The sequence below is a fragment of the Ferribacterium limneticum genome, assembly GCF_020510625.1.
GTDB classification, from domain to species: domain Bacteria; phylum Pseudomonadota; class Gammaproteobacteria; order Burkholderiales; family Rhodocyclaceae; genus Azonexus; species Azonexus limneticus_A.
Genome location: NZ_CP075191.1, coordinates 1,692,913 through 1,719,902 on the forward strand (window position 1 = coordinate 1,692,913; position 26,990 = coordinate 1,719,902).

The following is a 26,990-nucleotide window of genomic DNA, read 5'->3' on the forward strand; positions in this document are numbered from 1 at the left end:
GGCAAATATTTCAGATTGTGACAACGAGCGCTGTGTCGGCTGAGCCAATCGAGCTATCCCCCTAGTCCGATTGGCGGGTCAAAAAGACCTGCAGGTGCCGTATCTGGAGTCATCTGACATACCTAAAGTGGCTCTCGTCAGCAAGGTGCTGCCCCGGGTGAAGAAGTAATTCCCAAGGTTTGTGTAAGTGGGCATCCGGTTGGTAGTGGCCTGGCTGGTCGTTCTTTGCCATCTTCCGCTTCGCTCTGGAGCACAGTCAATTTTTAAAGGGGTTTTCAATGAAGTTTTCTCTCAAGACTCTCGCTGCTGCCGTGACGCTCGCCGTCGCTGCTGCCGGTGCCAACGCTGCCATTGATGCTGGTGCCAGCGGCAATGGCGAACTGTTCTTCAATGTTTGGGATGCCAATGGCTCCTACACGCTCGATCTGAACGTCTCTATCGACAGCTTCGAGAGCGCCCTGGCTGCTTCGGGTGCCTTTAGCCAGTTGTGGTCCGATACCAAGCTCGTTTCCTTCCTCGGTACTGCCGACCAGACCAGCCTGCAGTGGAACGTCGTTGCCGCCGATGGTGATGGCGTGGCCCGTCTTCTGACCACCTTCTCCACTCTTGGCTCTTCGAACATTCGCAACAACGCTGGTACCAATGCGGTTGGCACCATTGGACAATTTGCCACTGCAGTTAACACCGAGCTTGCCGCCGGTGCCGACTCGGTTATCGTCACCAACGTGAACCCGGCCTACGCCGGTGCGGACAGCTTTGGCAACAAGATCAACAATGGCCTGAATTTCTCCAACAGCGGTACGTTGGCAACCGACAGCTATGCCGACGGCCTGTCTTTCCTGCGCGCCACCATGGCCAATTCAACGTCGGCGCGTTCGGTCTACAACGTCTATGCCGATGGCGCCGACAGCGTCAAGGTCTGGCTCGATGGCAGCGGTCTGCACATGTCTTCTGTTGCCGCCGTGCCGGAACCTTCCGAATACGCCCTGCTGCTGGCCGGCCTGGGCATGATCGGTTTCATGGCCCGCCGCAACAAGCGCGCCTGATTTTTGTCGCAACCGGCACCCCCTGCGGGTGCCGGCCTTGAATCCCTCAGGAGAAATCCATGCAACTCAAGAAATCCGCTCTGTTCTGCGCCGCCGCTTTCGCCGCCATGGCTGCCGGTTCCGCCCACGCCGCTCTGTCTGGTGCCCACAAGACCATGGTCGACAATGCCAATACCAACGGCCGCGTCCTCTTCATCTCCGGGGCTTCTGCCGTGCAGAAGGGCTTTGGCACCATCGCCGCCAGCATGCTCAATAGCCCGGTCCGCTTTACTGACATCTCCACCAAGTCCACCAAGGACTATGAAGCTTATGCGGGCACCTTGAAGGCTGCTGCCGGCACCTGGGCCGCCGGCTCCAATGTGATCATCATCTATCGTGTCGAAGGCGGTTCGGTTTATGGCGTCGACTCCGTCGCCCGTGCCGACGTTATCAAATCCCTGAACGTGACCAGCGATGCTTGCGGCATCAGCGGTCAGGACGGTACCAGCGTGCCTTATACCTGCACCAACGATACGCGTACCCCGGATGCCGGCGTCTCCGACGTTGCGCCGAAGTACTTCAAGTATCCGTACAACACCGAAGGCGAAACGGCTGCAGCGCAGTTGTCCGCTACCGAGTTGGCCCGCTTTACCGGCGCCGGCAAGATCGCTCCGTTGTATGGCCTGGCTTTCGGTATCGCGGCGACCAACGCGCTGGGCGATGTCAATCTGTCCCGCGCCAAGATTGCTGCCATCTTCGGTGGCAACGTAACCAACTGGTCGGATGTGGACGAAACCGGCGCCGAGTCCGGTCCGATCGTCGTTTGCCGTCGCGTGCCGGGTTCGGGCACGCAAGCTGTCTTCAACATGTGGGCCGGCAACTTCCCCTGCGGTACCTTTAACGTGCCGGCTGACCGCTCCAAGTCGGGTTCCATCTGGAACAGCGCCACCAAGACCTACACCATCCCGGCGGCGCTGAATCAACTGGTCGTTGTCGAGAACTCGACTTCTTCCGACGTCCGTACCTGCCTGGACAAGGCTCAGGTCGGCGGCACCTATACCACCAAGGATCGCAGCGGCAACACAGTGAATGTCAACTTCCAGGGCTCTGGTGGTCACAAGGCCGTTGGTACCCTGTCCCTGGATAGCCTGAGCTCCGCCAAGAGCCCCGGCAATTGGCAGTTCCGTTCGCTGGATGGTGCTGGCAAGTATTACTGGAACAGCACCTCTGGCGCCGTTTCCACCACCGGTACCGGCAAGTTCCCGACCAAGGAAACCTACGAGAACGGCGATTGGGATCTGCAGGGCTGGGTTACCCTCAACATCCCGGCTCGCACCGCCGGTAATGCCAAGCGCGCTCTGCTTGACCAGTTCGTTGCCAAGGCCCAGGATCCGGCTGTCCTTCAAGGGATCACCGACCTCAAGAACGTTGCCATGGCCATCCCGGGTGGCGATTACGAAGGCGATCAAGTACTCACGGCCGAGTATGTTAACGGCGACCAGTGCGCCCCGTTTGTCCGTAGCTATCCGAAACTGCCTTTGTAAGCGCTTTAGCCTGCCATCCGTGGCAGCTTGAGTTCTTCTTGCCAACGACCCGGCTTGTCCGGGTCGTTTTTTTTGTCCAGCCATTTCGTGAGCTTTTGCTACGCAGTACATGCCAGCCTGAATTCACTTGGATAGTCCGATCGGACTAGGTTTTGCGCTCTTCGCTTCATGGGGGGGTAATGTCGCCTGGCGATAATCTTCAGGCTATGCATGTCTACAAAATTCTCCTTTCTGCCGGCCTGCTTGGCGCGGCGGCTTTTGCTTCGGCTACGCCGGTTCCGGGTGCCTTCGATCTGCTCGAGTTTTCCGTCGAGGGCAATACGGTGCTCGACGAAGTCGAGATTGAACGGGCAGTTTATCCATCGCTTGGCCCTGGCAAGCTGGTTGGCGATGTCGAGAAGGCTCGCGCAGCCCTTGAAGCTGCCTATCAACAACACGGCTATCTGTCGGTCTCGGTGGTCGTCCCCGAGCAGTCGGTATCGACTGGCATCATCCGCCTGCAGGTCATCGAGGGGCAGGTCGAGCGGCTGAAGGTCAGCGGCAACCAATACACTTCGCGTAGCGACCTGCGCGCCGAAGTGCCGGAAGTGGCGCCGGGCAAGGTGCCGCATTTTCCGACCATGCAGGCTGAGCTGGCGCAGGCCGGCCGTTCGGCCGACCGCCGGGTGACGCCGCTGCTGCGCCCCGGTGCGCGCCCCGGCACCATGGAGGTCGAACTGGCAGTCGAAGACGAGTTGCCGCTGCACGGCAACGTCGAACTGAACAACCGGCAGAGTCCGGATACCTCGCTGCTCCGTCTGGAGGCGGGGGTGCGCTACGCCAACCTGTTCCAGAAGCAGCATAGCGCCGGGCTGAATTACGTGGTTTCGCCGGAAAAGACCGACGAAGTCAGTGTGCTGGCCGGTTTTTATAGTGCGCCCCTGAGTGCGACGCGCTCGCTGTCGGCCTTCATCCAGCATTCCAACAGCAATATTGCCTCGGCGGTGGGCAGCAATGTGGTGGGCAAGGGCACGACCCTGGGCGGCCGGATGTCGTTCACGCTGCCGCAGCCGGCCGGGATTGCTGGATTTTTCCATTCCATCTCGCTGGGGGCCGATTTCAAGAATCTGGCGGAAACCCAGAACGCGCTGGGCGCCGACCGCAAGGAAACGCCGCTGCGCTACATGCCGTTGGTGGCGCAGTACACCTTCAGCCGTTTCGGCGAAACCGGCGAATTCGTCGGCAATCTCGGGTTGGTGATCAATACCGGGTACAACTCGCGGGAAGTGGATTGCCAGGGTGTGCAGATGGACCAGTTCGCCTGCCGCCGGGCCTATGCCCGCCCCGGATTTTCGGTGGTGCGCGGCGACCTGAGCTATTCGAAACGCCTGCTCGGCTGGGAAGGGGTGGCCAAGCTCGATTTCCAGATAGCCGGGCAGCCGCTGGTGTCGCCGGAGCAGATTCTGGCCGGCGGCATGGATACCGTGCGCGCTTACTACGAGGGTGAGGCTGCCGGCGATGTCGGCTGGCGTTTGCGCACCGAGGTCAAGACACCGACCTTGCTCGAGATCGGCGGGGCCGGCCTGCGCTTGCTCGGCTTCTTCGAGGGGGCGCATGTCTGGCTGAGGAGCCCGCTGCCCGGGCAGAACGATGAATTTACCCTGGCCAGTGCCGGGGTCGGCCTCCGGTTGAAGGGCGACAAGGGCGGACCGCTGCTCGTTGTCGATATTGGCCAGGCACTCAAGGACGGTCCGCGAACGTCATCCGGCACACAGCGCGTGCATGCGCGCCTGGGTTACGAGTTCTAGGCGCATCAGGGCACCGCCCAGAAAGAACAGGAGTCAAACATGAACCACGGTATCTATCGGCTGGTCTTCAATGTCGAGCGCAACGCCTGGGTGGCGGTGGCGGAGTTTGTGCGCGGGCGCGGCAAGAAGAGTGCGCGCAAGCAGGTAGCGGCGGTCATCCTTGGCGTAGCGGCGGCGGGTGCTGGTGTCGCCCTGGCTGCTCCGCCCATTCCGCCCTCGCTGTCTGCGTTGCCGGTTCCTTCCAGCGGTTCTCGCCCCTTCGTCTTTCATGGCACCGTGACCGGCGGGGCACCGACGACGGCCATGGTCAACGGCATCAACACGATGACGGTGCCGACTGCCAGCCGAACCGTCGGCCTCAACTGGGACAGTTTCAACGTTGGTGGCCAGGCTGCGGTGGAATACACCGGTGAGGCGTTGCGCATCCTCAACCGTATCTGGAGCAACGATCCGAGCCAGATCATGGGACGCCTGTCGGCGCCCGGCAAGGAGCTCTATTTCATCAACCAGAACGGCATCCTGTTCGGCAACGGGGCGCAGGTGAATGTCGGCGGCCTGGTCGCATCCTCGCTCAACATGACTGATGCCATGGCCAGCAAGCTGCTCAATAACGGCTTGCCGAGCAGCCGGGGCGATAGCCTGGAGTTTGTCTGGGATGGCAGTGCCTCCGGATTTGAAGCCGGTTACGTCATGCTCGATGCTGGTGCTCGAATTACCACGTCTACCGGGGGCAAGGTCGTGTTGATTGCGCCGAAGACGGTCGAGAACCTTGGGCTTATCGAAAGCGGCGGTGGTGGCGAGGCGATCCTCGCAGCTGGCGGCAAGGTCATCCTGACGGTGCCGGACGATCCGAATCTGCGCGGCCTGTTGGTGGAAACACAGTCTGTAGCGGGCCGGGATACGCTGGGCAACACCGTTGCCCTGGATGGTTCGGTAACCAACAATCAGGTGACCGATGCTGATGGTGTCGTTCAGCGTGGTCGCATTGACATGGGTAAGGACGGGGTAGTTACTCTGGCAGCCCTGGTGGTGAACCAGAAAGGCATCGTCAACGCCACCCGGGCGGTCAATCTGAACGGGACCACGATGCTGATCTCCGGCAGCGGGACGACCGAGACCGAGCGACTGACGATCAACCAGCGCGGTACCGTGGCCGAGATCGACTGGGCCAGCGGTTTCAATGTCGCTGCCGGGACCAAGGTCGAGTTCGTGCAGTCGGCAGCCGGGTCGACTGCCTACAACATTATTTACGATCCAAACTGGAAGCTGCCTGACGATAGCCTTTTTGTCAGCACCGCCGGTCGCTCGAACATCGATGGTGCGATCGTGGCTAATGGGCAACTGGTCTTCGTCAACGAAAAAGGCTTCAACTTTGGCGCCAGCGCGCGTGTTTCTGCCAATAGTTTCGTGGCGTCCGGCCTGGGGATGAACCGTAGCCTGCTGACTACCGGACTGCTGGGGCAGACTGATGTCACCAAGCGGGCTTTCTACCTGTATGAATCGCCGACCGTGACTTTCAAGGAAGGGGAGGATACCGCGCAGAAATTCGAAGATGCGTTGAGTGCCTTCCGTCAGGCTTCGGTCACGGTGGCGGCTGGCGCTCAAATTGAAAGCCTGGAGAACGGATATGTCATCCTGGCCGGCAGCCAGGTGAATCAGGGCGGTACGATTCTCGCCGGACGGACGACGCAGACCGACAGCAGCGGAAACCCGGTTTACAAGGGCGGGCAGGTTGTTCTGGCGGCAGGCGCCGATCTTTATCTGAAACCGGGTTTTTCATCGGCTTATCGCGGGTTCAGCGCCGAGGTTAACCCGCTGGTCGCGCTGCGTACCCATAAGTACCAGCGCAATGCGGATGGTTCGTTGAAACTGAACTCGAGCGGCAAACCGACGCTGGTCAGTGACGGGACACCGATCTGGTTTGCCCTCTCGCGCGGCGAATTGAACGCCAATCGGGTTAGCAACACGGGTACGGTACGCGCCGCATTGGGTGACATCACACTGGTCGGCAATGAAATCATTCAGGCCGGTACGCTTTGGGCAAGCACCTCGGCAGTAGCCAACGGGTCGATTCACCTGAATGCGCGCGATATGCTGAATACTTCAGGTAGCGGCGTGCCAACGGTGCTCAATACCTTTTATCGCCAGTACGATGAGCAGGGCATCGTTGCATCGACCGGGACTTCGCTGACTAGTTCGATTTCCGATGTAACGACATTCATTGCGGGTAGCGAGGGTGGAACACTGAGCTTCGCGGATGGCAGTTCGACCGTGGTTGCCATTGACGGGAGCGATGGCCGGACCCTGACCAGCGACCAGACTTTCGTTCTGTCGTCTATTGAGGCGCTGGCCAAGAAAATTGTCATTGGCGATGCGGATATCGAAGCCAAGGCGGGCCGTATCCAGTTCCGGGCCAGCGATGCCTTTTCGGAATTCAATGCCTTTGGTGTAGACGGGGTTAGTGTGCCCCAGGATGCTGCAGCTTCCGGTGTCGGCATTTATGTGGCCGATGGTGCCCGGATCGACGCCTCCGGAACCAGCGCCAGCAAGGCGGTGAGCGACCTGTTCGTCCGGGTGGAACTCCGTGGCGACGAGTTGGCCGACAATACGGTGCAACGGAACGGCGCACTGCGCGGAGAAACAGCCTGGGTGGATGTGCGTGACTCGGTGAGCATTGCCAATATAGACGGCTGGATAAATGCGATAGGTCAAACGGTTAACGAACTGGCATCGACCGGTGGCACGATTTCCATTGGTTCCCTCGGTAGCGTGGTCGTCAAGTCAGGTGCCGAACTGAATGTATCGGGCGGTCGCATCGACTATTCAGCTGGCACGGTCAAGGAATCCATGGCGATCACGTTCAGCGGCCAGCGCTATCGCCTGAACGATGCGCCGACTTCGGCCGCGTATGCCGGGCTGGTTACGCAGACCCACCAGGAGGCGGCCTACGTGGAAGGCAAGAGTGCAGGCACCGTGGAAGTCGTTGGGCACAATCTTGCGGTCGACGGCAATCTGGTGGCAAAAACCACCGTCGGGACACGCCAGCGTACGGTCGGTGGCGATCCGGCGACGGATCGCTATGCCCTTCCTTTGGGTGGGCAATTGATTATCAAGGATGCCGGGCAGCATTACACCGTCGCCAATCGCGATACGGCCAGCGAGGCCGAGAAGGATGACGCGTATCTCAGGGCGCAGATTGCCTTCGTCAAGGGGGCGGCGAATGCGGCGGCAGGGCTGAGCGCCGACGATGCTGCCGGGCCGCGCCTGGAGTTGTCTGAAAACCTGGTCGCCAACGGGTTTTCGCGCTTTAGTATTACCAGTGATGGGCGTATCGATATTCCGGCAGAGATTGGCCTCAACCTCAGTGAGGGTGGGAGTTTCAGTGCTTCAGGTCGGCAGATTTATGTCGCTGGTGATATTTCCACTCCAGGGGGCAGTATCACTCTGACGACCCGGGATATGAGCCAGGCAGTCGGTGATTTCCCAACTGCGGTCGATGGGAGGTATTCGACATTGGTCCTGGCTTCGGGGGCAAAGCTGTCTACGGCTGGGCGCTGGGTCAATGATTTTCTTGACGGCAAGGCGAGCACGACTGCCAAGGCAATCAGTGGTGGCAGCGTTAGCTTGAAGTCTGCCTATGACCTGGATCTCGAAGCGGGAAGTCATATCGATGTGTCTGGCGGAGGCTGGGTCAGCACTGCCGGGACGGTGACGTCGGGCGATGCGGGTTCAATTGCCCTTGAGAGTGGCTCGGGTTTCCAGCTCGATGGTGACAGCAGCCGCATCTTTCTCGACGGGACGCTATCCGGCTATGCGCTGGGCAAGGGCGGTAGTCTGAAAATGACGACAGCCAGCGTGGACTTCGTGGCGACAAATGATTTCGATCCGCTGAGCAAGGATTGGTCGCACGCCAGCCGCATGGCTGAAGGGCAGGTCGGTATTTCCCTAGACGAAGGAATCGTCGACAAAGGCGGCTTCTACAGTTTCGCCTTTGTCGGTCGTGATGCATTGACGGTCGGCAAAAAAATCACACTCTCCCCCGATCCGTTGAACTGGTCGCTGGCCGAGGTGACGAGTGCACGTTATCAAGCGACGGGCAGCGCGATTTCAGGTTTTGCCAATACACGTGTGTTGCATTCTGATCGTCGCAGTGGGCCGACAAGCCTTTCTCTGGCAACCACCAACCTGTTGTTCGGTGACCTGCTGGTCAGTGAGAGTGCTTACCTTGGCGTTTCGCCCAAGGGCAGCATCAATCTGGAGTCGGCCGGTCAGTTGACCGTGCTGGGAACGCTGGAGGCCCCGGCGGGGAGTATCACGCTGAGCAGGGCCGCGATTAGTGAGGCGCTCAAAAACAATTACACCAGTGACAAGCAGTCCGAATCGATTTATCTCGGTCCCAACGCCAAGCTTTTGGCAGAGGGAACAACAGTTCTTTCCACTGCCACCCGACAGGCGCTTGATGCCGGTGTGTCAGTCGAAAAATTGCTCCGGCAGGGACGTTACGTCGGTGAATTGGCTAGCGGTGGAACGATTACCCTGGATGCAGGCCTCGGCTATGTCATAACTCGCGAGGGATCACTCATCGATGTTTCAGGGGCGACCGCTACATTGAATATTGCAGCGAATGCGGGCTCGGGTGTGAGCACTGCCGCCCGGACGGTTGGCAGTTCCGGTGGCGTGGTCAAGCTGGCCGCCCATGCAGGCATGTTCCTCGATGGCGGATATGATGCGGCTGGCGGCAAGGATGCGCTCGGCGGTGTTTTTTCGCTGAGTCTTGCTGCGGTCAAGAATGACATCAATCCCTGGGGGCTCCCCGAGGCGGCGACCGATGACGAGTCTTTGGCGATTCGTGCGGCCCGAGTGCTGACGCTATATCAGTCGGCTGAGAAACATGCGGCACAGTGGCCGTCTGGCGTCAACGCAGCGGATTATCTGGCCGGTAAAATTTCGCTTGATGCGGAACAGTTCAATGGCAAGGCGGCGCTTGATCTGGCGCCCCTGTTGGCTGGCGGTTTTGGTTCCTGGTACTTGACCAGCCAGAATGAAATCCAGTTGTCTGGAGATGTCAATGCAAGCATCCAGAATCAATTGGTATTGAATGCGCCCCGTTTCTCCGCTGCAACGGATGCGACCAATGCGACCTTGCGGGCTGCAGCGATCCAGATCGGTAATTCCAACTCCGTCGAAGCCGTGTCCGATAGCGACAAGTTGCTGGATATCGAGGCGGTGTCTACCGGGAGCGGCCAAGTATCATTCCATGCCCGGGATATTGGGCTGCTCGGGGCTTTCGGCTGGAGCGGCTTTGCCGAGAGCAAGTTCGTCAGTAGCGGTGCAATCCATTTCGATAGCACCAACAACGAGGGAACAAACCGATCCGGGGGGCGCAACTACAACGGCTTGATGAGCGCGAGCGGTTATCTCGAATTTTCGGCGGCCCGGCTCAGTCCATCGACTTACAGCGATTTCAAGGTCGATGTCCTGTCCGATCCCAAGGGCAGCATAGCCATTACCCGCCCGGTCGGTGCTTATGCCGATGTTTCCCTGTCGCCGGCCGGACGCCTGGAATTCGCTGCCGCCACCATTACCCATGATGGAACCGTGACGGCGCCGCTTGGCGAGATCGTCTTCAGCGCTCCGGGAGGCTCGGTTACGCTGGGTTCGACCAGCAAGACATCGGTTGCCGCTGATCGCGACTTGCTTTTCGGCTACACGCTGGAATCGGGCGGCACCTGGAACTACAACGGCGTGGAGGTTACATCCTTGCCGGCCAAGAGCGTCGTCGTCGATGGCGCGGACACGAAGATTGTCTCGGGCGCGGAGATCGACTTGTCGGGTGGTGGCGAGGCCCTGGCCTGGGAATTTACCGCTGGTCCCGGCGGCAAGAAGGATGTGCTGGCGGGCAGTGCCGACACTTATGCCATTGTGCCTAACTGGAGCGGTTTCTCGGCCACGGACAGCCAGTTGCAGAATGGCTACCTGATCGACAGTGCTGGTGGACTTTCGTCAGTCAAGGCTGGTGATCGGATCGAGTTGGGCAAGAATCCTTACGGTCTGAGCGGAAGTTACGTGTTGCTACCAGCACGTTATGCAGTGCTTCCGGGTGCTTATCTGGTGACCGTGAAAGCGAGCAACAACGCAACGCTCGGCGGTGCATTGCAGCAAGCCGATGGAACATGGCTGGTGTCCGGCCAGCGTCTGGCCGTCAATCAGGATGGATCGACTACCGCCTATGGCAATCAGTCGTTGACGCTGGAACTGGCCAGCAGTGCCAAAGTTGCCGATCGGGCCAAGTACGTCCTGACGACAGCAACGCAATTCTTCTATGACAAGTCGGATAGTCTTGCGGGCGATGCTGGCCGCCTGGCTGCAATTGGACGGGAGAGCCTGGTCTTCGATCCGGCGGTCGTCGCCATGCGGCAGGCCGAAATTGTCGCGGAGGACGGTCGGAAACGGGCGGGCCTGGGCATGCAACTGGATCTCGCCGCACCCAAGCTGATGGTCAGCGATTCGGCTTCGGCACCGGACAAAACCTGGTCGCGAATCGATCAGGAAAAACTGAATGCGCTGGGGGTGTCCAGCCTCCTGCTGGGCGGGGTTCGCACGGTCACTGACGGCAAGACGCACATCGAAACCTTGGCTGATAGTCTGCAGGTGGCCAACACCGCGTCGGCTCTGGTGGCCAATGAAATCATGCTGACGGCGAATCAGGACGTGACCGTCACAGCGAAGAGCAAAGTCGAGTCGATTGGCGAAGGTGTGGCGCGGAACATTGTGCTTTCCGGCGATGGCGCTTTCATGCGTGTCGCGGAAAGCGGACAGGCTGTAGTGACCCGTGACGGTACCGTAGCCAAAACTGCGGGTGATCTGTTCGTCGAAGCGACTGCGTCGGTGGCCGGGCGCGCGCTGTACTTCGATGCAACGAACAAGAACGTGTTGAGTGGCGAGATCATGCTCGGGAAACGGATGGCTGATGGCGGGCGCGATGGTCACGGTGCGGTGGCCATTGGCGCCGGGCGCATTAACGTCGTTGGTGACGACAGCATACCGACGGAAGGTCTGACGCTGAGCAACAGCGATCTGGCCAGGTTTGCCTTGGCCGACGAGATCCGCTTGTCCAGCTACACGACGCTCGATTTCTACGGCAATGCGGAACTGGGCACTGAAAGCCTCAATCGACTGGTCCTCGCCTCAGCTGGCCTGGCTGGCCGTGGCGCAGAAGACTCTACGGCTTCGATCAAGGCTGATACAGTGGTTTTCGAGAATATTGATCCGGCCAACGTCAAATTCTCTGTTCCTGACGGACAGTCATTAGGTAAAGGCAAACTGGATATCGCTGCCAGGACGGTTGAGTTCGGCGGGAATGCGACGTCGACGGATGCAGATGATGGAACTGCCTCGATGCGCAAGAGCGAGACTGCCGGCTTTACGCTGGGCGGTTTTGATAGCGTTTCCGTGACGGCCAGCAAGGAACTTCGTTTTTCCGGAACGGGCGTAACCAAGGCCGAAAACTCAGCCGGTAGCGGCAGCGGCGTTGCTCTGAATATTGACGCCGGGCGCGTGGTTACCGTTGGTACGGCCGATCATCTGCTGCTGTCTACCGGCAAGACGACCGTTAAGGGCGGAAGTGAGGCAACCGGTGATGCAGGTTTGGGTGGCAGCCTTGAATTGCGTGGCAAGGCGATTGACGTATCGGGGCGCATTGAGACGCCGGCGGGCAAACTGACGCTGCGTGCAACGGGTAGCCAGGCCGACGGCGGTGTGCTAGTGAGCGATGGAGCAGTGCTGGCAGCCGAAGGACGCAAGGTGGCTTTCGACGATACGTTTGCTTATGCGCCGGGCGGCAGCATCGTTCTGAAGGCGGATGCCGGTGATGTCAGCGTGAAAGAAGGCGCGCGCGTTTCAGTTGCGGCAAATCCGGATGGCGGCGATGCCGGCAGCCTGACACTGGAGGCTGTGGCCGGGACGGTATTCGTCGGCAAGGAGACGCTTCTGGCGTCGGCCAAGGCAGGGGCCGCGCAAGGAAAACTGAAGGTTGATGCGACTTCTCTGAAGGGCGATACGGCCGAAACTGCTTCTGACAATCTCGATGCCCTGGTTAACGCGACGCTTCAGGGAGCGTCACGCCAGTTTGGGGGCAGTTGGGATATTCGCCAGCGTGTTGGTGACCTCGCCTTGAGCAAATCGCTGGTGGCGGCCGATGTACTTCTGGCGACGGACCAGGGGGGGATTTCCATCGCCAAGGGTTCGAGCATTGATGCCTCGGGCCCCAAGGGCGGACGGATTGCACTTTACAGTCGCAACGGCGATGTGAGTCTGGGCGGGAATTTGCTGGCCGTGGGCCAGGAGTTCATCGCCGATGCCAACAATGCCGGGACGCGCGGCGAAGGCGGAACGGTGATCCTGAGTGCCAGCGGTTCCGGCAAGGTGATTACTGACAAGGACAGCGTGATCAATGTCGCTACCGCGACGCGCAAGGTGGTGAAGGCTGACGGTAGCGAGGTGACGGAATACAGCAAGGCCAAGGGCGGCAAAGTGACGTTGCGTGGCGAGGTGAATCTGACACAGGCTGATTGGCTGGACAAACTGCCGATTTCCCATGCGGGCAAGATTTCCGGTGCCTCTGATGTGGCGGCGGAGTTCTATTACACCGAAACCGGAACGTCTCTGGACACGGGGGATTCGAGCGGTTCAAGCATTGGGCTGAACAGTATCAATAGCACGCTGGCCAGCAGCTTTACGGAGAAGAACCTGGAAACCCTGAGGAAGAGCCTGGGCTTCACCAACGCAGCAGTAGAGCATATCCGGCCTGGCGTTGAAATCGTCACACCGGACGATTCCACTGGTGATTTCACGATCAGCGCCAATCTGGCATTCAATACGCTGCGCTTTGGTGCTGAGCAGGAGGCCGGCGCATTGACCATTCGTGCTGCCGGTGACCTGAAAGTGAACGGTACATTGAGCGACGGGTTTGTTCCCCAGGACTCGAACGTGTCGGACATGACTGTACGTGACGCAATACCGGGTCAGTCCGGTCAGTCGTGGTCGTTCAACCTGGTGGCTGGAGCGGACCGTCAGGCTGCCAATCCGTTGGCCACTCAGGCGCTGCCTGTCGATGCATCTGACGTATCAGGTAGCCTGATCATGAAAAGCAATGCGATCATCCGGACCGGAACGGGTGACATCGCCCTGGCCGCACGTCGTGACATCGTCCTGAATAAGGGGGCGGCGGTCTATACGGCTGGCGTCTCGGCTGCCGCCGATTCCTTGAGCAATTTCACGCCTTATGACGGCGATGGCACGTTCGCACCGGTCTTTCTATCAGGGGGGGGCGATATCCGATTGGTCGCCGGTGAGCGCATCTCCATGGAAAGTACTACCAACCGGCATATCAACCAGTGGTTGTACCGGCTGGGTAACGATACAGTCGACACCCAGTGGTGGGCACGAATCGGGGCATTCCAGGAGGGTGTTGCGGCATTCGGCGGCGGGGATATTTCGGTTAGTGCGGGCACCGAAATCAATAATCTGACCGTGGTCATTCCAACCAATGGACGGGTGCCCAGTCTCAATGGGGAGAGCCTGCCAGAGAGCGCCGTCGTGCAGGGCGGCGGCGACCTGAGCGTCTATACGCCCGGAACGATCACCGGCGGCCTCTATTACGTTGAAACCGGTACGCTGAATATTGAGGCTGGATCGCTCTCTTCAAATGTTGGCCTGGCGATGGGCGATACAGAGGCTCACATCGTTGCCACCGGAAATATTGAGTTGGGCAACGTCTTCAATCCGCTGTGGGTGCAGGCTCAGCCCAAGAAGCCAAATGGTACAACGAACGAGAATTCGTTCTACAAGTCCAATAGCGTGCGTATCGGAACCTATGGGGACGATACTGCGCTGGACGTCGTTTCGATTGCCGGCGATGTTGCATTGAATGCGGAATCATCGTTTTATGGGATTGATGATGCCGAAGCCGGAATGCTGATGCCGTCTCAAGTTGAGGTGGTATCGCTCAATGGCAGTATCGATGTCAAAAATCTCTCTCAGGCCCCCGGGACACACGGGCAACTCGATTTGCTCGCTAGTCAATCAATCACACTGGAGAATCCGATTGTCCAGCTTGACCTGCCGTCCTATTTGCTTCCCAGCCTCAGCAACCCGATCAGGAATGCGGGTGCGAATGGCCGCAGCAGCTTCTGGTTGAGCAGTTATGCGACTGACGGGGCTGCACGGGAGATGCATTCGGAGAGCCTCTGGCATGCAGAGGACTATGAAGCATCCCGCTTGATCGCATTGAATGGCGATATCGTCGGTAATAAAAATCTGGGTTCGGAATCGCGCTTCAATGAGGCCGTGCATATCAAGGCTGGCGGCGATCTCGAGAATGTCCAGGTTGATGTTCAGCATGCTCATGCCTCCGATGTGAGTACGCTTGAAGCGGGTGGCAGCATTCTGTTCGAGGCTACCAGGATGGTAGCTGGCCTGGTAACCGATCCCGCAGTTGGCATCCGGGTGGGTGGGCCGGGGGCAATCGAACTGATCGCCGGGGAAAGTGTCGATCTGGCTGATACCCAAGGGGTAGTTACTCGCGGCAATCTGGATAACCCCTATCTCGCTGAGGAGGGAAGTTCGATTCTTGTGGCCGCTGGCGGAAAACCGGACTATGAAGCCCTGAGGGCCTATCTCGGCGCCGGGCCCGAGGTAGGGAATGCGGCGCTGCGTGATCAGTTTTTCGTGGCTTTGAGAGCTATCGGTCGCGAAGCCGAGAGCAGCGGGAACAAGGCCCTGTACAACAAGGCGCGGGCACTGGCCGATGCGTTCTTGCCTGATAGCAAGACGGGAAATAGCGACATCCGTCTTTCGGTGAGCCAGATCAAGACCGAGCAGGGTGGAGATATTCATCTGCTGGCGCCGGACGGCAGCATCATTGTTGGTGTGGCAGCCCCGACAAAGACGAAAAAGCCGTCTGCTCAAGGCATATTTACCGTTAATGGAGGCAATATTTTTGCCTTTGTCGAGCGGGATTTTTTGGTCAATCAGTCACGGGGCTTCTCGCTGGATGGCGGCGACATCATGGTATTCGCCAATCGCGGCATCATTGACGCCGGCAGTGGTTCGAAGACGGCTGCTTCGACGCCGCCGCCTGTTCTGGTCATTCGTGATGGCCAGATCGTTCTCGATACCTCCAATTCGATTTCCGGTTCGGGTATCGGCGTACTTGCTTCACGCGACGATACCACAGCCAGCGACATGGACCTGTTTGCGCCCGAGGGGTCGATTGATGCCGGTGATGCGGGTCTGCGCAGTACGGGCAACATCACGCTCGGTGCGCGCGTCATTCTCAATGCCAGCAACATTCAAGCGGCTGGTGCAGTGACCGGGGCGCCTGCACCGGTGACTGCTGCCGCACCGGTTGCCGCTGTTACCAATCCCACCAACAACGAAAACAAGGCCCTCGAAGACGCAGCGCCGGCAGCCGGCAAGCGTGATGGTGCGGGCGGCATGTTGACGGTCGAGGTGCTGGATAGCGAGCCGGCAGCCGACCCCGCCACCCTTGATGACGAAGAGCGCAAGCGCAAGGCGCGTGCACGTGCGGCCGGGTAGCACGGCTGTAAAAATCAAAATTCATAATTGATCGATCAACCCAACAACCTTGAAGACGATGAGAAACTTTGCACACTGGATGATGGCGGCGGCGAGCCTGTTTGCCCTGAATGCACACGCGGCGGACGGCTTCAATCCGGACGACTGGAAACACAAGCAGAAGACCGTGATCGACACGACGGCCGAGGGCGTCGAACTGAAGCAGGGCGCTGCCCAGTTGCCGCTGGCCTTGCGCCTGCATACCGGGAATTTTGCCTTTGCCGAAGCCAAACCGGACGGTAGCGATCTGCGCGTGACGGCCGCCGACGGCAAGACGCCGTTGCGCTTCCATATTGAAAAGTACGATGCGACCAACGAACTGGCGGTGATCTGGGTACAACAGCCCAAGCTGGCACCGTCGGCCAAGACGGACGCGGTCAACCTGCTGTGGGGTAACGACAAGGCCTCTGCCGCCAGCGATGCCAAGGGCAGCTACGATGCGGCCCAGAACCTGGTGCTGCATTTCTCCGACAACGGCCCGGTGCGCGATGCGACGGGGAATGGCAATCACCCGCGCGACTTCACCACCAAGCCTGTAGCAGGCCCGCTCGGCGATGCGGCCAGCCTGGACGGCAGCAGCACGCTGGTCGTTCCGGCCTCGCCTTCGTTGAAGCTGGTGACGGCCAATGGCCTGACCTTCACGGCGTGGATCAAGCCGGTGGCCAATGCTGCCGGCACGCTGTTCCAGCAGGGCGAAGGCGGCAAGGGTCTGGCCCTGGCCGTCAAGGGCGGCAAGCTGGTGGCCGTGGTCAATGGCAAGGAATTCCCGTCGAAAGCGACGGTACTGGCCGATACCTGGCAGCACGTGGCGATGACGCTGATCGGCGGCAAGCTGACCTTCTACATGGAAGGCGCCGAAGCCGGCACGGCTGATATCGCGCTCGACGACACTGCTGGCGACATCCAGATCGCTGCCGGTTTCCGTGGCGAACTGGACGAAGTGACGCTGGCCGCGACCTCGCGTTCGGCCGACTACATCAAGGCTCTGCACGGCAGCCAGCAGCCGGACAGCCCGATGCTCGGCGCCGAGGATGAGGGCGGTGGCGAAGCTGCCTCCTACGTCGGCATCCTGCTCGGCGCGCTGACGGTGGACGGCTGGATCGTCATCGGCATTCTGGCCGTGATGGGCGTCATCAGCCTGGCCGTGATGGTGGGCAAGACCCTGTTCCTGGGCAAGGCGGAGAAGGCCAACGACGCCTTCCTCAACCGCTTCCGCGACAACCCGCGCAAGCTGCTGCGCCCGGATTCGCTGGATACCAAGGCGATTTCGGAAGACGAGGCGATGCGCCATTCAACGATCTTCCGTCTGTACAAGATCGGCATCCAGGAAATGCACCACCGCTTTGATACCCAGACCAAGAGCGGTGATGAAAACAAGCTTTCCGATGCCGCGCTCAACTCGATCCGCGCCGCCATGGATGCTGCCATGGTCCGCGAGAACCAGCGCCTGAACAGCCAAATCGTGCTGCTCACCATCGCCATTTCCGGCGGCCCCTTCCTTGGCCTGCTCGGCACCGTGGTCGGCGTCATGATCACCTTCGCGGCGATTGCCGCGGCCGGCGACGTCAATGTGAACTCCATCGCGCCGGGTATTGCCGCGGCGCTGGTCGCCACCGTGGCCGGTCTGGCCGTGGCAATTCCCGCCCTGTTCGGCTACAACTGGCTGGCGATCAAGATCAAGAACGTCTCGGCCGACACCCAGGTGTTCGCCGACGAGTTCCTGACCAAGTCGGCCGAGCTGTACGCGGTCTAAGCGGGATCGAGCACGATGCACGTTCAGGAAGACAACCAGCCCTACGACGAGATCAACGTCACGCCGATGCTCGACCTCGCCTATGTGCTGCTGGTCATCTTCATCATCATGACGACGGCCTCGGTGCAGGGCGTCAAGGTTGAGTTGCCGAAGACGGCTGTCAGCTCCAGCCTGGCCAAGCCGGGCACCAAGGCAGTCACCGTGGCCCGTAATGGCGACGTCTTTCTCGATGCCTACCCGGTCACCATGGAGCAGCTCGACTTGCGTCTGGCCCAGTACCTCGCCGCCAATCCGGCGCTGTCGATTGTCATCAAGGGCGATGGCCAGGCCCAGTACGCCAAGGTGATGGAGGTGATGGAGTTGCTCAAGCGCAACGGCATTACCGACCTCGGTCTGGCCACCACCCGGGCGCAGAGGTAGGCCATGCACGTCCAAGCGGAAACCAAACCCTACGACAGCATCAACGTCACGCCGATGCTCGACCTCGCCTATGTGCTGCTGGTCATTTTTATTCTGATGACCACCGCCTCGGTTTCGGGGATGTCGATCAATTTGCCCAAGCCTTCGAACAAGCCGAGTACCGAAAAACACGAGATCAAGATCATCCAGATTCGTCCGGACGGCTCGCTGCATCTGAATGGTGTCGGTGTCACGGTTCGCGAACTTGAGGTGCAACTGAAGGCGACGATGGCGCGTGATCCGAAAGCCTCGGTCGTGCTCAAGGGTGATCCGGCGGTCAATTACGCCCGGGTGGTCGAAGTGCTTGATCTCACCGGTGCCATGGGCATCGGTTCGGTTGGCCTGGTGACGGCGAGAATTGGTAACTGACAGCCATGGAAACAGAAATCAAGCCGTCGCGGCGCTGGCTGAATATTGTCGTGATTATCGTGGCCGGTGCTGCGATTATCGCCATTGTCGCTTGGGGCATCATGACCCTGATGGGCGGCAAGTCCAGCAAGCCGCGCAAACCGCCAGTCGTCACCCTGCTGCCTGACAAGCCGCCACCCCCCCCGCCGCCGCCCAAGGAAGAAAAGAAGCCCGAGCCGCCCAAGGAAAACCCCAAGGACGTCAAGATGGAGCCGCCCAAGGAGGCGCTTCAGCCGGCCCAGAACGAGCCGCTGAAGATGGAAGGCGCCGCCGGCGACGGCGATAGTGCCTTCGGCTCGGGCACGGTCGGTCGCGAATACACCGGCGGCAACATCGGTGCCACCGGCGCCGTGCAGGGCATGTACGCCGGCCGGCTGCAGCGCCATCTGCAGGACCAGTTGAGCCGCAACCGCAAATTGAAGGAGTCCGACTATCGCGTCACCGTGCGCGTCTGGCTGCGCCGTGACGGTTCGGTCGAGAAGGCCGACCTGGCGCAGAGCACGGGCAATGCGACGCTGGACGAGCTACTCCGCGAGGCGCTGCTGCAGGTCACCGCCATGCGCGAGGCGCCGCCGGAAAACATGCCGCAACCGATCCGGATACGTATCACTGCCCGCGGTGCACCTTAGTCACGAATTGAATTGAAGAAACCCAGAGAGAAATCCATGAAATTCACTCAGAAACCTCTGCACAAAGCCGTGGTCGGCGTCTTCGCCGGCCTACTGGCAGTCGGACAGCCAGCCCTGGCCGACGACCGGGAATCGCTTGAAACCCTGCGCGAAACGACGCTCAACCTGATCGACGCGCTGGTCGACCAGGGCATCTTCAGTCGGGAAAAGGCCGATGCAATGGTCAAGGCGGCACAAGCCAAGGCGGCCAAATCGGCCGCACGGGAGAAGCCAAAGGGCGCTGCGCCGGTTCGCGTCCAGTATGTGCCGGAAACGGTGAAAAACGAGATTCGCGACCAGTTGCGTCAGGAAGTGCTGGCCCAGGCCAAGACCGAGCGCTGGGCAGAGCCGAATGCCGTTCCGGCCTGGCTGGATCGCATCAAGTGGGAAGGTGACATGAGGGTGCGCTATCAGACGGAGGAGTTTGCCAAGAGCAATACCGAGGCATTGGATTATATATTTGCTGCAGCAGGGGCCAATCCGACGGGCGGCGAAGTTACCCGTGCAGCAGGCTTCCTCACCAATAACGGTTCGGCGGCGACTGCCAATACCCTTGAAAACCGGGACCGGTATCGCTTGCGCGCACGTCTTGGGGTTTTGGCCAAGGTCTCCGATGACTGGAGTGCTGGGATTCGTCTGGCAACCGGCAACACGACCGATCGGGTGTCTACGAATCAAACGATGGGGCAGGATTTCAACAAGTACCAGTTGATGGTGGACCGCGCTTACGTGAAATACGATCCGGTCGAGTGGTTGACTGCCACTGGGGGGCGTATTCCGAATCCATGGTTTTCGACGGACCTTGTGTGGGACGAAGATTTGAATTTCGAAGGTTTTGCGGCGACGATCAAGCCAAGCTTTGCCAACGGCGATTTCAGGCCTTTCCTGACCTTGGGCGCGTTCCCACTGCGCGAGGAAAACCCGCCAACTCGTCCAAACAGATGGATGATGGGGGTGCAGGCCGGAACGAAATGGAATTTCGCGCAGAATTCCCGCTTGACCGTGGGTTTGGCCTGGTACGAATTCGACAAACTTGAAGGTCTTCTTGAAACTGATGCCGACTACACGGCAAACAGTCCCAGATATGGCCAGTATGAGTATGGTTCAGGTCTTCGCCAGAAGGGAAATACCCTGTTCCGGACTAATGCAGCTTCTGATGTCTCTGCAACCGTTTGGGGGCTCGCCTCCAAATTCCGCCCGATCAACCTGACTGCCTCGCTTGATTTGGCACACTTCGATCCAGTGCATGTCGTGCTGACTGCCGACTACGTCAAGAATATCGCCTTTGACCGTGCCGAAATCCGGCGTCGTACCGGTGTAAATATTAGTGATGGCAAGGATTTCGGCTACCTGTACAAGATCGTGGTCGGCATGCCCAAGCTTGAGAAGCGGCATGACTGGCAGGCATCGTTTGCTTACCGTTATCTTGGTTCCGATGCCACGGTCGACGCCTTTACCGATTCCGATTTCGGTCTTGGCGGCACCAACCTCAAGGGTTACCAGCTGGGCCTGAATTATGGGGTCGACCAGAACGCCTGGCTCTCCTTGCGCTGGATGTCGGCTGAATCAATTGAGTCTTTCTCGCTCGATCCAAATCATCGCTTTGCGGTGGATTTGTTGCAGGCTGACGTCAATGTGCGCTTCTAAAACCAAACTTTCTGTGCTGCTGCTGGCGGCGGCTTTTGCTGCAATGCCGGCTCTTGCTGCCGAGAAAAAAGCCGACCCGAACAAGGGGGAGGTGCGTCGTCTGCAACAAGTCCAGCGTCAACTCGAGCAGGAGAAAACCCGCCTGACCGAGGAAAAGGCTGCGGTTGAGGGCGAGTTGGGCGAGGTCCGCAAGAAGGTGGATGGCGAGGCGCGCCGCGCCGCTGCGCTGAGTCGCGATGTCAGTGCCTTGCGCTCGGAGCGTGAGGCGACCGCCGCCAAGCTGGCCGAAACCGAAGCCGAATTGCGCAAGACTCAGGAGGCACAGCGGGCGGCCGAAGCCGAGGGCAAGCGCCTGCAGGCTGCCCTGGCAGCCGAAAAGCAGCAGCTGGCGACGTGCACCGAGCGCGGTCAGGAGTTGCGCAAGGTGAGCAACGAGATACTGGGCCTTTACGAGAAGAAGTCCTGCCTCGACAGCAGCTTGCAGCGCGAGCCTTTCACCGGCCTGAAGCGGGTGGAAATCGAAAACGCCATCGAGGACATGCGCGAAAAGCTGGAAAACCCGCGTTCGGGCTCGTGAACGCGGGCGTCCTGGCGCGGGGTTTTTCGTCTTCGCTGCCTGCCGCTGCACGCGCCATTCCATTTGCTGTTTTCATCGGCCTGATGGCGGCTGAGCCTTGGCTCGGCCGCGCTTTGGCCGGCTATATCGATCCACGGTGGTTGTATGGCGTGCGGGCAATGCTGGTCGCCGGTCTGCTGTTTGTCTTCTGGCGCAGCTTTATCGAGTTGACGCTCGTCCGTCGCCCGGCCTGGCGTGAGATGGGGTTCGCTTTCGTCGTTGGCTTGCTTGTTTTGGCAATCTGGCTGGCGCTTGATAGCGGAATTTTCGTGCTTGGCCATTCGGGGTCCGGGTTCGAGGCGCGCACGGCGGATGGCGGACTGGATTGGCCACTGGCGCTGATGCGCCTGGCCGGTTCAGCGCTGCTGGTGCCCTTGATGGAAGAGTTGTTCTGGCGCTCGCTGATCATGCGCTGGCTGGAAGATGCCGATTTCGCTTCGGTCGAACCATCCAGGGTCGGCATGCGCGCCTTGCTGCTCTCCAGTCTGGTTTTTGGCCTGGAACACAGCCAATGGCTCGCCGGGATTCTGGCTGGTCTGGCCTATGGCTGGCTTTACCTGCGCAGTGGCAATCTCTGGGTGGCTGTGCTTGCCCATGCCGTGACCAATGCCGGCCTCGGCATCTGGGTGCCGGCGACGGGGGCGTGGCATTTCTGGTGAATATGTCATCGGCAATCTAAGCATCATCATCCCGTAATCTGTACGGAATATCCTGTGTCGCTGCAAAACCATGTAAATGGGTAAGAGATGTCAGCAAGAATTCTTGTTGTTGAAGATGAGCCGGATATTAATGAGTTGATTGTCGTCAACTTGAAATATGCCGGTTTCGAAGTGATTTCGGCCGACACCGCCGAGGCGGCGTGGCAGTTGCTTTCGACGAATTTGCCGGAAGTGGTGTTGCTTGACTGGATGCTGCCGGGAATGTCCGGGTTCCAGTTGATCCGCCATATGCGGGTCGATATTCGCTGGCGCCATATTCCGGTGATCATGCTGACGGCGCGGAGCGACGAGGTCGACAAGATTTCCGCACTTGAAGTCGGGGCCGACGACTATGTCACCAAGCCGTTTTCGCCACGTGAACTGGTGGCGCGTGTCAAGGCGGTGATCCGGCGCGGCGATCCGAACATGCTTGAAGGAACGGTCGAAATCGGTGGCCTGCGCCTGGTTCCCAATTCCCGCAAGGTGCTGGCTGGTGAAGAGCCGATCGGCCTGGGGCCGACCGAGTTCCGCCTGCTGCATTTTCTGATGACGAATGCCGAACGCGTGCATAGTCGCGGCCAGTTGCTCGACTATGTCTGGGGTGGGCGCTCGCATATCGAGGAGCGGACGGTCGATGTGCACATCCGTCGCCTGCGCAGCGTTCTCGAAAATCATTCGCTCGATGGCATGGTGCAAACGGTGCGGGGCATGGGGTATCGCTTCTCGATCAGTCCTGACGGCGCCTGAGCCGCCAAACGACTGCTTCCTCGCTGCAGACTGCCTGACCCAACACGTCGAATATCGGATTTCCTTTGGTAAAAATTTCTCTGCGTCATTTTTGTGGCTGCCTGCTGGCTGTCGGCGTGCTTCCCGATGTCCTGGCCGATGCCGGCGATACCTTCAATATCTATCTGGCGGCCGGTGCCCAGCAGGACAGCAATCTGTTTCGCCAGTCACGCAATGAGCAGAGCGATACCCTGCAGACGACATCATTGACGCTGGGCCTGAACAAGCCCCTGGCCCAGCAGCTTTTCTCGCTGGATGCGACGCTGGTCGACTATCGATTCACCAAGAACGACTATCTCGACTACCGCGCGACCAATTACAACGCAGCCTGGAACTGGGCGCTGACTCACCGGCTGACCGGGGTACTTTCGCTCAGCCAGACCGAAGTCCAGAACAGCTTCGTCGATTACCAGGCCACGACCGCGCAGACGCGGCGCAATATTGCCCGGACCAATGTCAATCGCCTGACGGCGGAATGGCGCGTCATGGGCGGCTGGCAGCTTGTTGGCGGCCTGACCAACAACCAGTTGGTCAATACGGATACCTTCCGCCAGCAGGGCGGCTACGAATTGAATACCTGGGAATTGGGCGGCAAATACGTCTGGCCGGCCGGCAACTACCTGCAGTTGCTGCAGCGCGAAGGCAATGGCGAATACAAGGACAGGCAGCTGGTCGGCTTCGACAGTGTTCCGGCGCCGTTCAACCCGCAGTACGACAACGCGTTCCGCCAGATCGAAACCGAGGCTCGCCTGTTCGTGCCGCTGACCGGAAAAACCTCGGTGACCGGCCGGCTTGCCCGCCAGTCGCGCGAACATGAGCATTTCAGCCAGCGTGACTACGCCGCCAATGTTGGCCGTCTCGACTTCAACTGGCAGCCGGCCGGCCGCTTGTCGCTCGTCGCCGGCCTGCGCCGCGAGGTGGCGGCCTATCAGGATTTTTCCAGCAGCTACTATCTGAGCAACGGGGTCAGCCTGAAACCATCCTGGCAGATGACGCCCAAGACCACCATGCGCCTCAACTACGACTGGCAGGCGCGGAATTACGAAGGGGCGCTGGCCAGCGGCAGCACTGAGCGCAAGGACACGCTGCAAACCGTTTCCCTGGGCATCGACTGGAATCCGCAACGCTGGCTGACGCTGAGCACGACCTATCAGCGCGATGCCCGGAATTCCAGCCGCGAGAACCTGGATTTCAAAGCCAATATTCTGAGCCTGAACGCCCGCCTGAATTTCTGATGCTCGCCAGCCCGCCGGCGTCTGCCCTGTTGCCGACAACGCCGGCATGGCGATTACATTTTGCGGCTGCGATGGCGCGGTGGTGCTTTTTCCGGCGCCGCCTTGACCAGACGTGTGCCCGATAAATACTCGGCTTGCTCGGTCGGGTCGCTGCGCCACGCCTTGAATTTTTCCAGAACCGCCGGGACGTAGCGTTGTGTTTCCGGGTAGGGCGGAATATTGCCGGCGTGGCGCAGGACGGCGCCCTCGCCAGCGTTGTAGGCGGCGAGCGCGAGGTCGGTGCGCTGGTCGAACCTGTCGAGCAGGGCACGCAGATAGCGGGTGCCGGCGCGCAGGTTGGCCTTGGGCTCGCTGGCATCGGGGCTACCGAAGCGTAGCGCCGTTTCTGGCATCAGTTGCATCAGCCCGAGGGCGCCTTTGGTCGAGACGGCATCGGCCCGATAAGCGGATTCGACTTGAATGACCGCATGCACCAGGGCCGGATCGAGCCCGGCCTCGGCGGCGGCCCAGGCGATTTCCTCGGCGTAGGGCCTGGCCGACAGCACCGGGGAGGGCTGATCGACGGCTTTGGTCGTTCTGGCCAAGGTGGCCGACTGCAGGCGGTAGGTACTGCCATCGTCGAGCTGGAGTCGGTAGGCTTGCGCTTCAAGCGCCTGGGCCGAGCAGGCCTGAGCCAACAGGCTGGCCAGTACGATGAGGCGTGCGTTCAGGGGCGGCATGCGCTGCCGTTCAGTCGCCGGCGCCCCAGCCAGTGCCAGAGCAATAGTCCGCAAAATGTGCCGGCGGCATCGGCCAGCCAGTCATCGATGCTGGGTTGCCTGGTCGGCACCAAATACTGGTGCAGTTCGTCGGCCAGCCCGATGCCCAACGCCAGCGCGGCGACTGCGGAAATCGGTGCCTTTGGCCTGGCCGCGCTCAAACCGAAGGCGAGTGCAGAAAAGACCAGCAGGTGAATGACTTTGTCCCACGGCGTTGCCACCAGATTGCCGGAGGCCGGCGTGCTGCCGAAGCCGAAGAGCAGGAAAAAGATGCCGAGCACCATGAAAAGACCCAGCCGCGACAGCGGCAAGGCCTTGTCAGTAGGCATATTGGTCCTTGAAGACGACGGTGACTGTCTTGACGATGATGTAGAGATCCAGCCCGAGCGACCAGTGGCGCAGGTAGTCGAGGTCGCAGTCGATGCGGGCTTTCATCTTGTCCAGGGTGTCGGTCTCGCCGCGCAGGCCGTTGACCTGGGCCCAGCCGGTGATGCCTGGCTTGACCTTGTGGCGAACCATGTAGCCATTGATCAGCTTGCGGTACTGTTCGTTGTGGGCGACGGCATGCGGGCGGGGGCCAACGATGCTCATGCGGCCCTGCAGCACGTTGATGAACTGCGGCAACTCATCGAGCGAAGTCTTGCGCAGGATTCTGCCCAGCCGGGTAATGCGCTGGTCCCCCTGGCGGGCCTGGGCGATCTGGGCGCCATCTTCGCAGACGGTCATTGAGCGGAATTTATAGACGACGATTTCCTGGCCATCCAGCCCGTAGCGCCGCTGCTTGAAGATGATCGGCCCCGGCGAGGTCAGTTTCACGCCACAGGCAATGCCGAGCAGGATGGGGGAGATCAGGAGCAGGATCAGCAGCGACAGCACGATGTCCGATAGCCGCTTGGTCAGCCCGTTGGTGCCGGTAAATGGCGTTTCGCAGACAGAAACGACGGGCATGTCGCAGACCGTTTCCGTGCGGCTCTGGATGATGTCGGTGACGAAGATGTCGGGGACGAAGTAGATCGACGCCGTGGTGTCGCGCAACTCGTCGAGCAGACGCATGATGCGCGGTTGCGTCGCCATCGGTAGCGAGATGTAGATGAGATGGATCTGCGCCTGCTTGACGTATTCGGCCACTTCGCTGATCCGGCCGAGCAGCGGGCGGTTATGCCCGATGGCATGCAGGCGCTCGATATTGCGGTCATCGAAAAAACCGAGCATCTGAAGATCGGTGTATGGGCTTTCGGCCAGGCGGCAGGCCAGCTGGGCTCCCTGCTCGTTCATGCCGATGATGACTGCGCGTTTGCTGCCCTGTGCCCGCAGCAACAGGGGGGCCGACAGGCGGAACAAGGCATTGGCGACGATCAGGCCGAGCGGTGCCGCCCACAGCCAGGTCAGAATCGCATGTGGCGGATAAAGGCTCAGGCCCTTGGTGGCATAGCCGAAAAAGACGATCAGTGCGGCCAGGAACAGCCAGTTCGTGAGGATGCTCAGCACGCTGCGGGCGAACGATTCCTGAAGTCGCGGCCGGGCCGGGAAGGTCAGCGAAAAGGCCATCAGCGAAAGAATGAGGTAGGGCAGGGTCAGCTCGCCTTCCTCGATGAAGCCGATCACCCAGACAGACAGGGTCAGCACCAAGGGATCGAGGACCACCTCGATGACGTTGATCAGGTTGTCGCGCCCGATGTGCAGACTGGCAGCACGGCCGAAGCGAGACGTGCTGCCGAGGTGGGGCGGCGTCGCTGCGGTTGGTGTTGGCGGGCAGGTGCTTGAAGCAATGGCGGTCATGGTTCAATCTTGCAAAAGCAACGGGTCAGGCATTGGCTGTCAAAAGTGACCAGTTCACAGGGAATGCCTCGGCGAATGATGGAAAAACGCGCCATTCCTCCTTGGTGGAGACCGGCCGCGATGCCCTCATGCCGGCCCAGGCAAGTCTTCTGAAGCCGTTAATGAGCGAATGAATCCAGCTTATTCCAAG

General features: G+C 60.1%; 16 protein-coding genes. 13 read left to right on the top strand and 3 right to left on the bottom strand.

What is annotated here, in order from left to right; all coding sequences use genetic code 11:
* Positions 1 to 278 precede the first annotated feature (278 nt).
* From KI617_RS08015 to epsL, 13 genes are all read left to right on the top strand, one after another.
* Positions 279 to 1,046, top strand: coding sequence for a PEP-CTERM sorting domain-containing protein (locus KI617_RS08015; RefSeq protein ID WP_226451478.1), 768 nt, complete (start codon positions 279 to 281; stop codon positions 1,044 to 1,046).
* 59 nt (positions 1,047 to 1,105) lie between these two features.
* Positions 1,106 to 2,569, top strand: coding sequence for a substrate-binding domain-containing protein (locus KI617_RS08020; RefSeq protein WP_226451479.1), 1,464 nt, complete (start codon positions 1,106 to 1,108; stop codon positions 2,567 to 2,569).
* 206 nt (positions 2,570 to 2,775) lie between these two features.
* The gene (locus tag KI617_RS08025; RefSeq protein ID WP_226451480.1) at positions 2,776 to 4,356 is read left to right on the top strand and encodes a ShlB/FhaC/HecB family hemolysin secretion/activation protein; all 1,581 of its coding nucleotides are present in this window, start codon (positions 2,776 to 2,778) and stop codon (positions 4,354 to 4,356) included.
* 39 nt (positions 4,357 to 4,395) lie between these two features.
* Positions 4,396 to 15,954 carry a filamentous haemagglutinin family protein gene (locus KI617_RS08030; protein ID WP_226451481.1) on the top strand — a complete coding sequence of 3,853 codons (11,559 nt, stop codon included), beginning with the start codon at positions 4,396 to 4,398 and terminating at the stop codon, positions 15,952 to 15,954.
* 58 nt (positions 15,955 to 16,012) lie between these two features.
* A complete protein-coding gene (locus KI617_RS08035; RefSeq protein ID WP_226451482.1) occupies positions 16,013 to 17,746 on the top strand; it encodes a DUF2341 domain-containing protein in 1,734 nt (577 codons plus the stop codon).
* 15 nt (positions 17,747 to 17,761) lie between these two features.
* Entirely contained in the window at positions 17,762 to 18,166 is a 405-nt protein-coding gene (locus KI617_RS08040; protein ID WP_226451483.1) for an ExbD/TolR family protein, read from the top strand.
* A gap of 3 nt (positions 18,167 to 18,169) precedes the next feature.
* The gene (locus KI617_RS08045) at positions 18,170 to 18,574 is read left to right on the top strand and encodes an ExbD/TolR family protein (RefSeq protein WP_226451484.1); all 405 of its coding nucleotides are present in this window, start codon (positions 18,170 to 18,172) and stop codon (positions 18,572 to 18,574) included.
* A 5-nt stretch (positions 18,575 to 18,579) separates the two neighbouring features.
* Positions 18,580 to 19,242, top strand: coding sequence for a TonB family protein (locus KI617_RS08050; RefSeq protein ID WP_226451485.1), 663 nt, complete (start codon positions 18,580 to 18,582; stop codon positions 19,240 to 19,242).
* Between the two features lie 36 nt (positions 19,243 to 19,278).
* Positions 19,279 to 20,928, top strand: a complete 1,650-nt coding sequence (locus KI617_RS08055; protein ID WP_226451486.1) for a putative porin — start codon at positions 19,279 to 19,281, stop codon at positions 20,926 to 20,928.
* Positions 20,915 to 21,505, top strand: coding sequence for a hypothetical protein (locus tag KI617_RS08060; RefSeq protein ID WP_226451487.1), 591 nt, complete (start codon positions 20,915 to 20,917; stop codon positions 21,503 to 21,505). Before KI617_RS08055 ends, KI617_RS08060 begins: the two co-directional genes overlap by 14 nt.
* Positions 21,502 to 22,203, top strand: coding sequence for a CAAX prenyl protease-related protein (locus tag KI617_RS08065; protein ID WP_226451488.1), 702 nt, complete (start codon positions 21,502 to 21,504; stop codon positions 22,201 to 22,203). The genes KI617_RS08060 and KI617_RS08065 overlap by 4 nt, the downstream gene beginning before the upstream one ends.
* Before the next feature lie 87 nt (positions 22,204 to 22,290).
* Positions 22,291 to 22,989, top strand: a complete 699-nt coding sequence (gene phoB / locus KI617_RS08070) for a phosphate regulon transcriptional regulator PhoB (RefSeq protein WP_226451489.1) — start codon at positions 22,291 to 22,293, stop codon at positions 22,987 to 22,989.
* Positions 22,990 to 23,054: 65 nt separating this feature from the next.
* A complete protein-coding gene (gene epsL / locus KI617_RS08075) occupies positions 23,055 to 24,263 on the top strand; it encodes an XrtB/PEP-CTERM-associated polysaccharide biosynthesis outer membrane protein EpsL (RefSeq protein ID WP_226451490.1) in 1,209 nt (402 codons plus the stop codon).
* Positions 24,264 to 24,316: 53 nt separating this feature from the next.
* On the opposite strand, the gene KI617_RS08080 is transcribed toward epsL, so the two are convergent.
* From KI617_RS08080 to KI617_RS08090, 3 genes are read right to left on the bottom strand one after another with little or no spacing between them, the layout of a single operon-like run.
* Positions 24,317 to 24,982 (bottom strand): lytic transglycosylase domain-containing protein, encoded by a 666-nt coding sequence (locus KI617_RS08080; RefSeq protein WP_226451491.1) that lies wholly within the window; start codon positions 24,980 to 24,982, stop codon positions 24,317 to 24,319.
* Complete coding sequence (locus tag KI617_RS08085; RefSeq protein WP_226451492.1) at positions 24,970 to 25,350, bottom strand: VanZ family protein; 381 nt, start codon at positions 25,348 to 25,350, stop codon at positions 24,970 to 24,972. Before KI617_RS08085 ends, KI617_RS08080 begins: the two co-directional genes overlap by 13 nt.
* Positions 25,340 to 26,800 carry an undecaprenyl-phosphate glucose phosphotransferase gene (locus KI617_RS08090; RefSeq protein ID WP_226451493.1) on the bottom strand — a complete coding sequence of 487 codons (1,461 nt, stop codon included), beginning with the start codon at positions 26,798 to 26,800 and terminating at the stop codon, positions 25,340 to 25,342. Before KI617_RS08090 ends, KI617_RS08085 begins: the two co-directional genes overlap by 11 nt.
* Positions 26,801 to 26,990 lie beyond the last annotated feature (190 nt).

Bases quoted from the DNA above. Each gene is read 5' to 3' on its own strand.
- KI617_RS08025 (WP_226451480.1), top strand. From the start codon at position 2,776: ATGCATGTCTACAAAATTCTCCTTTCTGCCGGCCTGCTTGGCGCGGCG.
- KI617_RS08055 (WP_226451486.1), top strand. From the start codon at position 19,279: ATGAAATTCACTCAGAAACCTCTGCACAAAGCCGTGGTCGGCGTCTTC.
- KI617_RS08080 (WP_226451491.1), bottom strand. From the start codon at position 24,982: ATGCCGCCCCTGAACGCACGCCTCATCGTACTGGCCAGCCTGTTGGCT.
- KI617_RS08040 (WP_226451483.1), top strand. From the start codon at position 17,762: ATGCACGTTCAGGAAGACAACCAGCCCTACGACGAGATCAACGTCACG.
- KI617_RS08020 (WP_226451479.1), top strand. From the start codon at position 1,106: ATGCAACTCAAGAAATCCGCTCTGTTCTGCGCCGCCGCTTTCGCCGCC.
- KI617_RS08015 (WP_226451478.1), top strand. From the start codon at position 279: ATGAAGTTTTCTCTCAAGACTCTCGCTGCTGCCGTGACGCTCGCCGTC.
- KI617_RS08085 (WP_226451492.1), bottom strand. From the start codon at position 25,350: ATGCCTACTGACAAGGCCTTGCCGCTGTCGCGGCTGGGTCTTTTCATG.
- phoB (WP_226451489.1), top strand. From the start codon at position 22,291: ATGTCAGCAAGAATTCTTGTTGTTGAAGATGAGCCGGATATTAATGAG.
- KI617_RS08090 (WP_226451493.1), bottom strand. From the start codon at position 26,800: ATGACCGCCATTGCTTCAAGCACCTGCCCGCCAACACCAACCGCAGCG.
- KI617_RS08045 (WP_226451484.1), top strand. From the start codon at position 18,170: ATGCACGTCCAAGCGGAAACCAAACCCTACGACAGCATCAACGTCACG.
- KI617_RS08030 (WP_226451481.1), top strand. From the start codon at position 4,396: ATGAACCACGGTATCTATCGGCTGGTCTTCAATGTCGAGCGCAACGCC.
- KI617_RS08050 (WP_226451485.1), top strand. From the start codon at position 18,580: ATGGAAACAGAAATCAAGCCGTCGCGGCGCTGGCTGAATATTGTCGTG.
- KI617_RS08060 (WP_226451487.1), top strand. From the start codon at position 20,915: ATGTGCGCTTCTAAAACCAAACTTTCTGTGCTGCTGCTGGCGGCGGCT.
- KI617_RS08035 (WP_226451482.1), top strand. From the start codon at position 16,013: ATGAGAAACTTTGCACACTGGATGATGGCGGCGGCGAGCCTGTTTGCC.